This is a genomic window from Dyadobacter fanqingshengii, from assembly GCF_023822005.2.
Taxonomy (GTDB): domain Bacteria; phylum Bacteroidota; class Bacteroidia; order Cytophagales; family Spirosomataceae; genus Dyadobacter; species Dyadobacter fanqingshengii.
Window position 1 is genome coordinate 3,577,892 of the sequence record NZ_CP098806.1, and the last position, 14,891, is coordinate 3,592,782.

Consider the following 14,891-nt stretch of genomic DNA (forward strand, 5'->3'; position numbering starts at 1 on the left):
CAACTGCTTCTATTCGAGCCAGACAATTTGTGTAAATGCACCATTCGCGGCAACATCCCAAACTTCAACCCGCACCCACTTCCTGTTTTTCAGGTTTTTGGTAAAGGTAAACGACTTTTCCCCGAATGCTTCCGTATCGTTCAGATTAACCACATCATGAAAAACCTCTTTTCCATCGCCCGAAATGACTTCCGCACGGTTCAGCGGGAACGTCCATTTTGCATTCAGCTTGATCTCAACATTTCCTTTCGCATCCACTTTCGTGGTCTCGCCGGATGTCACATTGTTCACCGTAAACGAAGGCAGCAAAATTTCACCCGTTGAAACAAAAAACTTACCCTTTTCCATGGCGTCCAGCAGGGGCTGCCAGCCGTCTTCGAACTTCGGCATTTGGTCCAGCTGCATGTAATTTACATTCAAATGTCCGTAAAGCTCATAATTTGGCTCGATCCGGAACAAATCTGCCTCAGCAATCACGTATTTTTTCTGTCCCCAATTTGCCATGTCATCCATTAAATCCAGCACGCGTTTCCCTAATTTGGGCTGGGACAGATCCGCCGGCATCGCTTTCCAGGCTGCACCCAAAAAACGGTCGGATTTGTAAAATGCTTCGTCTTTATATTTGTCCGGGAAGCCGGTTGAGCCTTTTGTTCTGGCGTGAGCGGTCCAGGCGAGGCCCTTTTCCAGTTCCAGCAGCTTCAACATTTCATCCTTGTTACCAATGCGGTAAAGCTTCCCGTATACTGGATTTTCTTCAACGAAAGGCTGGTCTTTTTCACGGGACATCAACCAATAAACGGGTTTTGGAAAAATATTCATCCAATGTCCTCCGAAAAAATTGTTTGGTTCCTCACCCGGCAAAAGCAGGAAATTCCCATCCGAAAGTCGCTTACATTCATCAAACATCATTTTCAGCTCCGGCCAGCGTTTCGCATCGGGGCCTCGGGGACTTCCGGGACCATGAAATTCTCCCAGATGGACAATGTTAACACCGGTGTTACGGAATGCTTTCACAAAACCCGGCATGGCAGGAATGGGTCTGCGCGTAAGCACCTCATCCACATGCTCCTGGTGAAAATGACTGGACATGGTGTAATAGCCCGGCAGCGGCTCGTAAGTGTCATTATGTGTGAAGGCTTTCACTTTTTCCAGCACTTTTCCATCCTTTTCTGCGCTTAATAAGCAGAAGAAATTGTATCGCTGCGGCGTTTTCGGCGGCGCATTGAACCACGGAACCCATCGTCTGTCGCCGAGCAAGTCGTGCCGGAGGCCAATGCCAAAACCCGGGAACTGGTTCCGGTAATTGTTGCCATACCAGATGTGTTCGAGGTTATAAGCATTGTCAAGCGGGTAAAAAAACTGGTGCGGCGCCGGAAAAACGGCCAAACTGCCCTCCTTTCCTTCCCCAATGATCGTCCTGTATTTCACGGCCATCATATGCGCAGTGTCCATTTTGGTGACCTTCGTATTTCTTACATTATTCTCAGTATCAGACCAAAACAGATTTTCCCAGGGCGACTCCCGACTAACCAGCCCGGCATCATAAACCACTGCCAGCGAATCCACATCCGTGGCCATTACAGCGGCAACATTCATAAGCGGGCTGCCATTGTAAACGGTAAAATTATACGACCCTGAAAACGGCCCAGCGGCTGCTCCTGACACAATGATTTCTGTCTGTGAACCGGAGGTTACGACCTTAACACCAGTTTTATCCAATGTTACCGGATAGGTTTTGTAAGGTAAATAGGCCGTTTTATCGAAGAAAATATTCCAACCATTCTGCGAAACGAGATCGCGCTTACCGACTGTCAGGATGATAGCTGGATCCAAGTTCTTGACAATGGTCTTCTGGCTATCATTTTTTCCAATCAAAAGACTGTTTATCACCGGCTGGCCTTTGCTCAGGTCAATGATGATTTTGCCAGATTCTGCATTTCCCGCGGGCCATTCTACGTGCAGCAGATTTCCTTCGTTTGTTACCTTAACCCCTTTCTTTTTATCAAAACCAGTCAAATCAACGGGGATTTGACCATAAGCAAGCACATTCGAAAAGACAAAAAGGAACAACAGGACTTTACGCATACTTTAAAGGTTTAGGAAAACATATTTTTATAAAAAGCCAACCCTTCTTCGGCCAGCTCATCGGCACTGCTGGCAAGCGGGCGCCATATGCAAGCGGCACGCGCAAGCTCTTTTGAAGGCTGCCCAAAAGTTTCAATCACAACAGCGCCATCATAACCAATTTCGACCAGCGCATCGCGGATTCCCTCCCATTCCAAATGTCCCGTTCCAGGTGTTCCGCGGTCACTTTCATTGCCCTGAACATGGCATAGTAAGTCTTTTCCGATCTTTCGAACAGAAGCCGGAATGTCTTTTTCCTCAATATTGGAATGGAATGTGTCAAGGACAATTTTCAGGTTAGGGCTGGACACTTCATGCACAATGGAAAGCGCTTGATCAACGGTGTTAACCATATCAGTTTCAAAGCGATTAAGCGGTTCTAAACCAACGACAACACCGTGGTCGGCCGCTATTTTTCCAATTTCAACCAATGTGTCGATGCACCAGGCGCGTTCCTGTTTTTTTTGTTCGTCCGAAACGATCCTGGTCTTGCCTACTGCGGAATAAACAGGCCCGCCGAAAATGGGGCTCCCTACGTTTTGTGCAATTTTAATACAGTCGATAATGTATTGTTTTCCAAGCTGCCGATGCAGGGATTCGGTGCTGGAAATGTCGCGCTCGGGACCGAAAGCGCCGCTGATCGTAATCTTTAAATCAAGATCGCGGGCAACGATTTTTATTGCATCCCAATCGATGATGCTTGTGTCTTCAACGGCTATTTCAATGATGTCATAGCCCATGTTTTTTACCTTGGTCAGCAGGTCAATGTTCTGCGTTGAGAATGGGGATACCCATATGAAAGTGCTTGCTCCGAATAGCATCTGGTGAAGTTTATAAGGTTTTACTCAAAACTAGGCACATTCACCCGCACGCCGCCTTTCATGGCCGACTCGTGTGCGCATATGCCGGCGCATGTGTAATTGGCTGCCAAGGCTGCATCAACCGCGGAATCGCGGCCTTCAACGATGGCGGCAACGAATTCCTGCACCAAATGCGGGTGAGATCCTCCGTGTCCTGCTCCTTGCAAGAACGAAACGTGGTTTGGATCGTCGATTTTTTCACGTTTTGTAAAATGCTTGATCGGTTCGATTAAAAGTTCGTCTGTATCAGGGACATCGATGCGTTTTGCATTTTCACCGCCATCAAAAACAATGTGGCTTTCATCCTGCAATTGCTCCCATTCAAACGACATTTTGGTGCCATAAACATCATAACTCTCGCGATATTGCCGCACCACATCAAACAATGAACGTGTTGCCTCTGCAACCACATCAGAATTTCTTAACGTAAATGTGGCCGTTTCAACCGCAAACGGAGAGCCATAGCGACTAGCCAGATCTTCGCTCAATCTGCCTGATCCGTGGCATACAACCGTTTCGGCGATGGTGTTATTGATCTTCAAGAGCGGAGAAATCGCGTGCGTGCCGTTCAGCATCGGCGGGTAACCCTTCCAATATTCACCCCAGCCTTCCATGCTCATATCCTGAATATGCGATCCGCGAACAAACTGAATGCGGCCCAGTTCGCCAGTTTCAGCCAATTTCAAGCCATATAAAAATTCACGCGTGTAAAGCGCAGTTTCCATCATCATGTACACCTTGCCGGAACGGCGTTTTGCTTCCACGATCGCTGTGCAATCTTCCACGGTCATCGCCATCGGAATGGTGCAGGCGGTGTGTTTTCCGGCATTAAGGGAGGCCAATGTCATTTTTGCGTGCTCAGGAACCGGCGTTACCACGTGGATGGCATCTACATCGTCTCTTTTGGGAACATCTTCGAAATGTTCAAAAACCAGGTTCGGGTCCAGATTGAATTTAGCAGTCAGTTCGTCACGGGTTTCTTTGCTGCGCGTACAAATTCCTACGGCTTTAATGTTCGGGTGACTTTGGTAAATGGGGATAAATTCTTTTCCAAAACCCATTCCAACGATAACGACTGTGATTTGCTTCTGACTCATTTTTTTGTTTTTGTTTAGTTGTTTGTTCTCCCCGGATTAAAATCCGGGGCCATAGACAGAAAGTCCCTATGGGACAGTTTCATATTGCTGCTCCGGGTTTCAACCCGGAGAAAACTAGTTAGCAGCCCACTGAACGGCGTTTCGCAAAATAGTCTGGTAAGGCGCAATGGTGTGCGAGGCGGCATCGTGGCCCAGCGCAATGGCCACAATCTTTCCCTTCGGATATTTTACAATGAATATGCTTGGGAAAACTTTATCCGAAGTGGCGGCTTTTGCCGTTGCCAAAACTTCGATCGGCGATCCGGATTCGTCAGGAATCTGATAATACAGCTCGTCATCCAGGTGAAATGTTTCCGGCACATTCTTGGTTACAGGGTGCTTCTTGGTGATCGTGACGTCAAACGGGCCATATTTGTCATGCCCTTTTGAGCCTCCGCCAACGAGTTTTTGGTTGTATTCGGGCCAGTCTTTCCAGTTGTACCAAAGTGCAGGATGGGCGAGAACCAGCCCTTTTCCTGCATCAACGAATGCAAATATGGCTTTGCGGGTTGCATCGTCGGCGATGGGCTGGTTGTTTGCCAAAAGAAGCACATCAATGTCTTTCAATTTGCCCAAAATGGCAGTCGGGTCGCTGGTGTACTCCACTGTGGCAAACCCATCTTTTTGCAGCGTTTCCACGTCTGTGCCTTTATACCATTTATCAAAATCGTGAGAAGAACCGCCGCCGACCAGCAAAACGCGAATTGCCTTTTTAATGGGCTTATCAATGTCATTGCCTGCATTTACCGCCACAAAAACGAGCAGCAAAATCAAGGTGAAGGCAGTTTTTAAAAATGAATTTATCATTTGTGAGAAATTAAAAGTTTTAGCTTCTGGGTTTAAAAGGTCTTTTTGGTTATTTAACTACCCGTAAAATCCCGTTCATTCCGCGCCAGTGGCCGGGGAATGTGCACACATAAGAATAATCGCCGGGCTCGTTAGGGACTGTAAATTCAAGTGTGACTGTTTCTCCTGAATTAACCAGTTTGGTTGAATACAAAACCTCAGCAATTTTCGGAACATACTGCTTCTCAGCAGCTTTGGGGTCACGCAGCATTTCATCCGCCGCCTGACCCACTTTCTGCAATGTTCCAGGCTTAATAATGAGCAAATTGTGCTGCATCCCATCCGGATTTTCCAGATTGATCACCACTTTTTGCCCAGCCTTGACCGTGAGTAGTTTCTTATCAAATTGCATAATCTCTTTTTCCACTTTCAGCTCAATGACCGTCGAATTGGATGACTTTGCAATGTTTGTCCGGGCAGTTTTTTCAGTTTCCATAGCCGCGTAATTCCCCTCGGATGGCCGGTTAAGCTCTAATGATGCCTTTTGAAAATTACCAACAAACCCAAATTTGCCTTCATAAGAACCTATTTTGTCCTCACCTTCCATATCCTCGCCACTGCGGACCGTGTTGCTGAGTGGCGCTGCAAAGAGCATATGCGCCTTCCCTTTCGCAGCCTCTTTTCCATCAATCGAAATGGTAATGTCTCCGGCTTTGGTCAGACCGGCCACCACATCAAACTTGTCCGGAAGCGGTTCGCTGGTTGCTGCCTGGCTCACCATACCGTGCTGTTTTACAGCCATTATGAGCTTTCCATCCTGAATGTACAAGGCATAACCGCCCTCTTTTCCGCCTTGCCCGGCGATGAAACCTTGCAGCGGTTTGTCTTTTGCCTTTGTAATGCTGGCCTTAATAGTGATTTCTTTGCCAGATACATCAGGCGGGAATTGCAGGGTATTTCTGCGGCCCAATGGATACACTTCTCTATAAAGTGCTTTGGCAACCTGCTCTGTAAATGCAGATTTGACCGATTGTTTTTCCGCAGCGGCCAAAAATCCATTTTCATGGCTAATAGCGGCCGCCAATAGTGCTTTGGACAGCCAGGGATCTTTTGCATTTTGTTCTTCCAATGCTGCCTGGTAAACAGCTTCGCCCACTTTTTCGGAAGCTGGTAATTCAACAAGGGCTACAAAAACGCTTAGCCGCGTGTTCAGATTGGCGTCTTTCATACGCTTTTGCAGCATTTCAAAACTCTGTTCATTCTTCGGTAGCACACTCGCCGCTGCTTTGCGAACACCAGCCGCCGGGTGAGTCAATGCTTTGTTGACCACTTGTAATGCTTCAACATTGGAGCCATCCAGAGCACCCAGCCCGTGCAATGTCCATAATGCGTGCACGGCGGGACTGTTCAGCCCGATTTCGTCCACTTTTGGATTGTTTATGATTTTAAATAAATCCGGAACAACAGACAGTTTTTTAGACTCAACCAAAAGGCGCTGCGCGGTCATACGCCAGAACATGTTGTCGTTTTCCAATGCTGCGATGAGTCCTGGCAGATCATCTTTTGACAGCTTCATGGGTGGCATGTTCTTGCCATTTTTATAAACAACCCGATAAATCCTGCCGTGATTCAGGTCGCGCATGGGGCTGCTGAATGCATTTCCAGGACCGTGAGGCTGTTCTTTGAATGGCATAATAAACTCCGCAGGCGATTGCGCCGGCACAAACACATTGTGCTGAATAATGAAGTTATACCAATCGGCGATCCATACAGCGCCATCCGGGCCGGTTTCTGCTTGCACGGGACCGAACCATTCGTCGGAACTCGCCATAAAATTCCAGCCATCTTTTTCCTTAAAACCCGCCCCATCCGGTTCCAGAATGGCTTTGTGAACCAGGCGGATTGTGGGTTCTGAAACAAATGCAATGCGGTTCCAATATTCTTTGGGAAAATTTCTTGCGGTGTAAAAATGGTGACCGGCAGCGGAAGTGAACCCTCCTACCACATCTACCTGGCGCAAATTGGGCGTCAGCGAATGTGCGTCGTAATGTCCGTCAATTTTTTGAACTGATAAAACAGCGGGCGCATCGTCATCGCCAATGGTCCGTTGCATATATTGGCCAGGCATGGAGTAAAAGGCACTGTGCGTGTTGTTGGCCGTCGAGAGGAAAACATTGTTATCCTCGGTCATGCCCAATCCCCAGGTGTTGTTGCTGCTGCTTCCGAGGTAAGCAAACTCTTTTCCATCCGGTTTGAAATGATAAACCCCTTGCGAGAAATTCATTTTCTTACCATTGATAGACCCCTTAAAACCCGAATAACCCAACACGCCCCAAATCTTGTTATCAAATCCATATTGCAGATTCGAGGGCCCGGCGTGCGTATCGTTCTTGCCCCAACCCGTCATAATCACTTCCCGGACATCGGCCACATCATCGCCGTTGGTGTCTTTCATGAAAATGAAATCCGGCGCCATTGAAACAATGATCCCGCCGTTGGAGAAAACCATACTGGTCGGAATATTCAGCTTGTCCGCGAAAACAGTGAACTTATCGGCTTTTCCATCACCATTGGTGTCTTCGCAAATTTTGATGCGATCATTGGCCGCTCCGTCTGTTTCTTTGAAAGTATTGGGATAATCCACCGATTCTACGACCCATAACCTGCCTTTTTCGTCCCAGGCCATAGCAATGGGGTTGGTAATGTCCGGTTCCGCTGCGAAGAGTTGTATTTCAAAATCGGCCGGAATCTGGGTTAGCTTGTTGGATTCCGCAGGCGAGAGCGACTCCTGCATTTTCGGCACAATATGCCTTTTAGTATAATGTGCGATTGAATCGGACTGGTAAATGTCAACGTCGGGCAACTTCAATGCTGCGATTTCTGCCTTTACATGATCACCTACTGCCCATAAAACGCCATTTCTTACCAAATCCAGAAATCCTCTGTTCGTCCAGGTGCTGTCTTCGTGACCATATGCGGTGTAAAAAACGCGGCCTTTTCCCTCATTGCGCACCCATGTATATGGCTCGTGCACATCGCCTTCGACGCGCTCGCCCAGAACCGTTTTGTCGGGATTCAGGTTTTTGTGCACATATGTTTCGTCCCAAGTCTCAAAATCCGTAATGCCCTGCATCACAGGATGATCCGGTTTCAGGACCGTGTTTTTAAAACTCCCTACTTTGTGCGAAGCAAACTGGCCGCCGATGGTTTTGATATACCAACTCGAATTCCTGAAACAACCCGAAGCGGAATGCAGCGGAATGAGGCCTTTGCCGCCCTCGACAAAGGCTTTCATAGCGCTTTCCTGAGCAGGTGAGAGGGAATCATGGTTGGCATAAATGATCAGGCCGTCATATTTTTTCAGGTTTTCAAGATTGATATCATTGAGATCGACGGTGTACGTCATGTTGATCCCACTTTTGAACAATTTGACTGAAAGCCAGGGAGCATATTTTCCGGAATCGTGGTGCTTGCTGGTATGTCCGAGAAACAGCACTTCTGCTCGCCGGCCCTGCGAGATGCCGGTTTTTGACCCCGCCGAATTCATTTTACTTTTTACACACCCCAATATGACTAACCCGATAAGCAACACCAAACTGTAATTCCTCATTAACTAAGCTGTTTTAAATTCACTTGAAGCCTTCATCAGAACTCCACTTTTTGAACTGGTGAAAAAATCATATCCTCAACATCTTTAATCTTCACGCCCACTCTCGCAAACACATATTTCTGAGTTGGGACCAAGGCAGGGATTTCGGTTTCAATGGCAACTGCATTCAGGTTTTTTATGTCTGCGCCTGCAATGTCGGTTACGCCCACGTTGGTTGCCCGAGACACGAATTCCGTCTTATTAATAAAAAGGGAGACCCGTTCAATGGCCTTTGCGTCGGTGCCGGTGATGATTTTTTCGAGCTTCAATGTGGCTGTTACCTTGTTCTCGGCTCCGGCAAACTGTGGTGTGCGGATCATGTAGTAAGGCATCACTTCGAAGTCGAGCTCCTGGTTGCCTTCCAGCGTCACGAATAGTGTATCCTTGGCTGCCGCGTCTTTTTCCAGTGTTTTAAATGGTCCTCTTCCTTTTGGTACAACCATTTTGTATTTACCATTAAAAAGCAATGCAGAGTAGGAACCGTCTTGGTCAACCTGCGCATCAATGGCGGCGAGTTTACCGAAACCGGGCTGCCAAAGTTGCAGCCTTACCTGGTTGTATTCCACACCAATGGGCTCACCCTGGTAGACGATCTGGCCTGATAATGTTGATTTTGGCTCCGTAAAGTTGTCTTTTCCGCACGAAGCGAGCAGGACAAGCATGGCCAGGAATGGTATAAAATGAAATCTGATTTTCATAATATCTGATCTTTTAAATGTGATTGCCTAATGATTTGGGTTCCGGATGATTTTCGGATTGTTGTTGATCACCTCGTCTGTGATCAGAGAATAATAATTCCCTAACTGAAAACGATCTGCTCCGGTTACTCGGCTCAATTTCACAGGCTTATAAATCCATTTGCCATTGTTGGGAGATCCCGGCTCATACACTTTGTACGACCATAAGGCCCAGGGTTGCGTGTTTCTTTTTGTCGCTTTTCCAAGATCTTTTGAAAGGTCTGCTGCGCTGATTGCATTGCCGTCCATAATGATGTGGGCGATTCTCCAGCGTTGAATATCGAAATGATAATGTCCTTCAAAAGCGAGCTCTACGCGACGCTCGTGCGCAATGCGGTCGAAAGTGATTTCTCCGGCAATGAGTGGTTTTGCAAGTCCGGCCCGTGCGCGAACCTGGTTCATATATCCGGCCGCAACGGCAGTTTGCCCCAATTCGAAAGCCGCCTCAGCTGCGTTCAGAAGCACTTCTGCGTAGCGGTAACGGATAAACCACACTTCACTATTCACCCCGCGCTGCCCCGATCCTACAACCGGATCAAGATATTTGCGCAGATAAAAACCGGTTTGCGCTGTGAATTCAAAGCCGTCGATGGGGCCGTCAAAGCCTACAACTTGTTCGGGAACCGTTTTGCCAGGCAATGTTTTTTGCGCGCCGCGGTCGTCACCACTTACTATGGAGCCATTTGCGAGCTGAAAACCGGCCCAAATGTCCACTGTTCTTCCTTTGAATGTCGTTCCGGGCAACATGACCGTCCCGCCAAGTCGCGCGTCGCGGCCTTCGAAAATATCCGTTTGGCTGGCATAATATAATGGCGCGCCGGCTGCATTGGTTGTTGGAATTCTGGCAAATGTGTTATCCAGTTTTTCAAATGCTTCCACGAAGTTCAAAGATGGATTTATTCTTCCGCCTTCCTCTTCCTCAGCACCGTAACGAGGCTGGTTCGAGCCCGTGAAATAGTGCACTTTGCCGCTTTGAAGCTTATAATCGTCCGCGAAGATCACTTCCGGGTTATTCGCCTTGTCATAGAAAATGCTGGCAAAATTTTCAGATAAATCGGGTTTTTTGTTGTAAAGCGAATAGGCCCCAACGCTTCCGCTGATGATTTCTTTGGCTGCATTTAATGCTTTGGTATAATAACCCGTGGCCAGCGTAGCAGGAATCCCTACTTCACCGCCTGGCAGTGAAACGGAAGGCGTATTTGCACCATATTTAGCCAGTGAACCCGCATATAGCGCAGCCCGCGCCTGCATAGCCAGCACTGCTGCCTGTGTTACCCTCGATTTTTCAGCTGCATTGGCAGGAAGCTTTGCTTTGATCTCATCCGCCTCTTTGATCACAAAATCATAGATTTCCGACTCCTTGGCCCTTGCATGTTGCAGGTAAGTAGGATCGCCGCTGAAATCGTAGGTCATGGGTTCGAGGATCAGGGGAACGCCGCCCATGCGTTTTACCAACTCAAAATAATAGGAAGCGCGCAGAAATCTGGCTTCGGCGAGATAACGTTCCTTTACAGCAGGTGAAAGTTTTTCGGCGGCTTCGCATTTTTGAATGAACAAATTCATCTCCCGAATGTAACCGTAATCCCAGATCGACCAGGTGTTGAAATCCCAGCCACTATTTTGGAATTCTTTATAACGACCTGATTCCGACCAGAATGCTTCGTTGAAATCCGCTACCCGCGTCCAGCCGGTAAGGTTATCCAGACCAGGTCGCTCAAAATCACGGAAATTGCCCAGATCGACGTAACGGTTGTACAAATTTCCAAGCAGGGAAAGCACCTGTCCTTCGTCGCCCCAAACCTGTTCTTCGGTCAAAATATTGGTTGGCGGCCGGTTCAGAAATTCGTCATCATTACAGCCCCAGCTAAGCAAAAGCATTATAAAAACGGGTATATAAAATATCTTTTTCATCTTGATTTACAGGTTATTAGATTGAAAGATTGATCCCAACGTTGACAAACTTGTTCTGCGGATATTGCAGCCCGTTATCATCCAATACTTCGGGATCAATGCCAAATTCTTTCACATTGTCAATTGAGAATAAATTGTAGCCATTGATGTAGACCCTGGCGCGTTGCAGTTTTACTTTTTCCAACAGCGTTTTTGGCAAAGAATAACCCAGTTCAATGGTTCTGGCGCGGATATACTTCACATTATGCAGCCAGAAAGTTGAATTTCTCTTGTAATTGCTGTGTCCGCCATCGTTGTAGCGAAGCGCGGGATATTTTCCGGGAACCCACTCACTGTTGAGGTCAAAAGGATCCTGACGATGCCATCTGTCGAGGAATATTTTGTTCAAAGCACCATCATTCTGATAAGCCCATCTTTGCTCCCAGTTCTGGTTCCAGGAATACATGGCACCACCGGAAAAGTCTGCATTAAAGCTTATTCCTTTCCAGTTGACTGCAAAATTCAACCCGAAATTAATGTTTGGCTGGCCGTTTGTTGTGTAACCGATCGGGCGCTCGTCCAGGCCGTTGATGACATTATCGTTGTTGATATCTTTATAAATCAAATCACCCGGCAGCAATGTGCGGTTGCCTTGTTCATCGATGTTAACCGGATACTCATTGATCTCCTGCTGCGACTGAAACTGCCCGATTGCCTCATAACCCCAGAAAATGTTGCTGTAACGGCCCTCATTGGAGTTTCTGTATTGATCCCAGGAGTTGTTGAAAACGGGTTTATAGGAAGAAACGAACTTAGTGCGGGAGAACGACACATTGCCACCCATTGAATAGCCGATATCGCCCGATTTTCCATTGTAGGTCAATGCCAGTTCCCATCCCGATTGCGAATCACTGTTCACGTTTTCGTCTGGTAAAGCATAACCCAACTCACTGGGAACGAGTAAGTCATATTTCCGGCCCAGTAATCCTGTTCTTAACCGGTAAAAATAATCCACTGAACCCGTCAGCTTTGTTCCGAGCAAGGAAAAGTCTGCGCCTACGTCGGTAATTTTACTTTTAAACCAGGAAATGTTGTTAATAATCTGACCTTTATCACGAGACGTAACCACTGCCGTTCCGCTCAAAATCGCATTTCCCTGATTGTAATTATAACCCGGCAAATAAGCATACGGATCCAGCGGGCGGTTTACATCATTGTTAAAAAGAATGTTGTCATCCCCCAAAATCCCATAGGAAGCACGCAGTTTAAGATCATCCAGCAGGCTGTGCGAACCCAGCAGATTTTTCACAAATGACTCCTCTGTCAATCTCCAACCCACAGACGCGGATGGAAAATAACCGACCCGGCGATCCGGCGCAAACTTCCAGGATGCGTCGCGGCGGGCGGACAACTCCACGTAATATTTGCCGGCATAATCGTAATTTACCCTACCGATATAGCCTATACGCGCGAGCTGATTATCCTTGTCGTCATATGTGTCCATCGTCGCGAAATACATCAAGGGAAGCACATTGGTTTTGGGAACCGAGTGCGCCCATTGCTCCTGATCGCGCTCTTCCTGGCGCTCTGCTACGAAAGTGGCGCCAATGGTGCTTTTGCCAAAAGTGTTGTTATAGCTCAATTGCCCCTGGTAAACATTGCGCATGATTTTCTGCGTGCGCCTTTCCCGCCAAGGGTTCGTGCTTCCGCCGGTTACTTTGTAAGTGTCGTCCGTCGGATTATAGGTGTAAGCTTCGTAAGTATATTCGTGTCCATTCAAAACACGGTCCCCGATGTAATAGGAGTACATTCCTTTGGCAACCAAACCTTTAACGCCAGGGATCTTATATTCAGCGGTCATGTTGGTTTGCAATACGCGCCAGATGTCAGTCTGGTAACCACCCAATTTTTTGTTGTTATACGCCCAGTTGGTCTCATTATGCTTGATATCGTTGAGATACAGTGGGTTATCATTGGCATAAGGACGCTCGAACGGCCGGTTTCTCAGAATGGCGAAACGCGGCAGCCAATAATCGTCGCTGCCGGGTATGCCGGGCTGGTCCCTGGTTTCAATGCGCCCGTTGATCTGGACTCCGACTTTCAAACCATCCGTAATCTTTGCGTCAACATTACTTTGCAGGTTGTTTCTGTTAAATGTAAACTCACGGCCCAAAACCGAATTCTGGCTCAGGCGCGTTGCCGAAATGTAATAGGATATCTTGTCCGAGCCACCCGTCATGTTCAGATTTACGGATGTGAGCGGCGAATTTTTCTTCACAATATAGTCCTTCCAATTGAAGCTCTTATAACCCATTTCTGTTCCGGCTTTGTACTTATCGAGTTCGGTTTGGGTGATGGAGGTTTTACCATACTGATTCATTTCCGCCTCTGCTTTCCCGAGCATCCATTGGTAAGAGTCGTTCACCACATTCGGAAATCTCGACCAGTTTTGCCAGCCCGTGTACGCGTCCAGATTAATCGTATTCTTCGTTCCCGTCTTCCCTCTTTTCGTTGTAACCACCACAACGCCATTTGCTGCACGAACCCCATAAATGGCCGCAGAAGCGTCTTTCAGAACGGTTATGCTTTCAATATCATTAGGTGAAATGTTGTTAAACTGCTTATCGTCCTGCTGAATTCCATCAATGACAAAGAGCGGATTTCCCATGTTCCTGATCTGCACCGTAGCGCTCGCTCCCGGGCGACCGTCAGGCATCCTGAATGTTACGCCTGGTATTTTTCCGGCCAGTCCCGAGCTCACCGTTGAGCCACCATGCACACGATCCAGGTCCTTGCTCGTTACTGTTGCAATTGCTCCGGTTAACGATTCCTTTTTTTGCGTTCCATAACCCACTACAACAACTTCTTCCAGCGATTTGTCGTCCACTTTCAATGTTACATCGAACGTGCTTTGCGCACCCGTAACCAACACTTCTTGCGACAAAAAACCAACAAAAGAGAATATCAGCGTGGTTTCACCGTCAGGAACCGTGATCGAGTATTTTCCTTTTTCGTCCGTTAATGTTCCGGTTTGCGTGCCTTTGAGCACCACACTTACACCCGGCAAGCCTGCGCCGGATTCTTCCTTAGCCGTTCCGGTTATCGTTTTATCGATGGTCAAATCTGTTGATTGAGAAACTGCCGGCTCCGTCTCCATCCCGACAATTTTCTCAGTCTGACTATCGGGCCGGATGACGATAAGGTTATTTTTTGCCTTGTAATGCAGCTCCATAGGCTTCAAAAGTGCATCCAACACATCCGCTAATGCACCGTTTTGGGCCCTTATGGACGCTCTTCTGTCGGACTGGATCAGTTTGGAACTGAAAACGAATTTTACATTGGTTTGCTTTTCCAACTGCCCGAGGATCTTCTTAATGTCCTCGTTCTGAATGTCAACCGTAACTTTCTGGCTCAATGCAGATTGAGCTCTTCCATCATGTGCCCACGATATGCCTACAAAGAGACCTGCCAGGATGCATTGAATAAATGTTATTCGCATGAGTGTGATGAGAAAGTCTTCAAGTCGTCGAACTTTTTTCATATTTTTGAATGAATTTGTTGGTTAAGGAGATTATTCAACGAAATCTTCCCTTGCATTCACCGCAAAAGTGGATGTAAAGTAATGTCAGTTACTTGGGGGAATCCTGAGATCAGCCATGCTGGAACATGGCTGGTCTTTTTTTATGTCAAATCGGGTAGGTTTATGTCA

8 protein-coding genes are annotated in these 14,891 nt (G+C 47.3%); all 8 read right to left on the bottom strand.

Translation table 11 applies throughout. From position 1 onward, the window contains the following. Window positions 1-9 precede the first annotated feature (9 nt). Window positions 10-2,085: a CehA/McbA family metallohydrolase domain-containing protein gene (locus NFI81_RS14870; RefSeq protein ID WP_234611667.1), complete on the bottom strand. Its 2,076-nt coding sequence runs from the start codon at window positions 2,083-2,085 to the stop codon at window positions 10-12. 11 nt (window positions 2,086-2,096) lie between these two features. Beyond that, window positions 2,097-2,945: a sugar phosphate isomerase/epimerase family protein gene (locus NFI81_RS14875; protein ID WP_234611666.1), complete on the bottom strand. Its 849-nt coding sequence runs from the start codon at window positions 2,943-2,945 to the stop codon at window positions 2,097-2,099. A 20-nt stretch (window positions 2,946-2,965) separates the two neighbouring features. Next, a complete protein-coding gene (locus NFI81_RS14880; protein ID WP_234611665.1) occupies window positions 2,966-4,081 on the bottom strand; it encodes a Gfo/Idh/MocA family protein in 1,116 nt (371 codons plus the stop codon). A gap of 114 nt (window positions 4,082-4,195) precedes the next feature. Beyond that, the gene (locus tag NFI81_RS14885) at window positions 4,196-4,927 is read right to left on the bottom strand and encodes a ThuA domain-containing protein (protein WP_234611664.1); all 732 of its coding nucleotides are present in this window, start codon (window positions 4,925-4,927) and stop codon (window positions 4,196-4,198) included. 49 nt (window positions 4,928-4,976) lie between these two features. Beyond that, window positions 4,977-8,516: a PVC-type heme-binding CxxCH protein gene (locus tag NFI81_RS14890; RefSeq protein WP_234611663.1), complete on the bottom strand. Its 3,540-nt coding sequence runs from the start codon at window positions 8,514-8,516 to the stop codon at window positions 4,977-4,979. A 35-nt stretch (window positions 8,517-8,551) separates the two neighbouring features. After that, the gene (locus NFI81_RS14895) at window positions 8,552-9,253 is read right to left on the bottom strand and encodes a DUF3823 domain-containing protein (protein ID WP_234611662.1); all 702 of its coding nucleotides are present in this window, start codon (window positions 9,251-9,253) and stop codon (window positions 8,552-8,554) included. A 27-nt stretch (window positions 9,254-9,280) separates the two neighbouring features. Next, window positions 9,281-11,203, bottom strand: coding sequence for a RagB/SusD family nutrient uptake outer membrane protein (locus tag NFI81_RS14900; protein WP_234611661.1), 1,923 nt, complete (start codon window positions 11,201-11,203; stop codon window positions 9,281-9,283). A 16-nt stretch (window positions 11,204-11,219) separates the two neighbouring features. Further along, window positions 11,220-14,723 (bottom strand): TonB-dependent receptor, encoded by a 3,504-nt coding sequence (locus tag NFI81_RS14905; RefSeq protein WP_234611660.1) that lies wholly within the window; start codon window positions 14,721-14,723, stop codon window positions 11,220-11,222. Window positions 14,724-14,891: the final 168 nt, after the last annotated feature.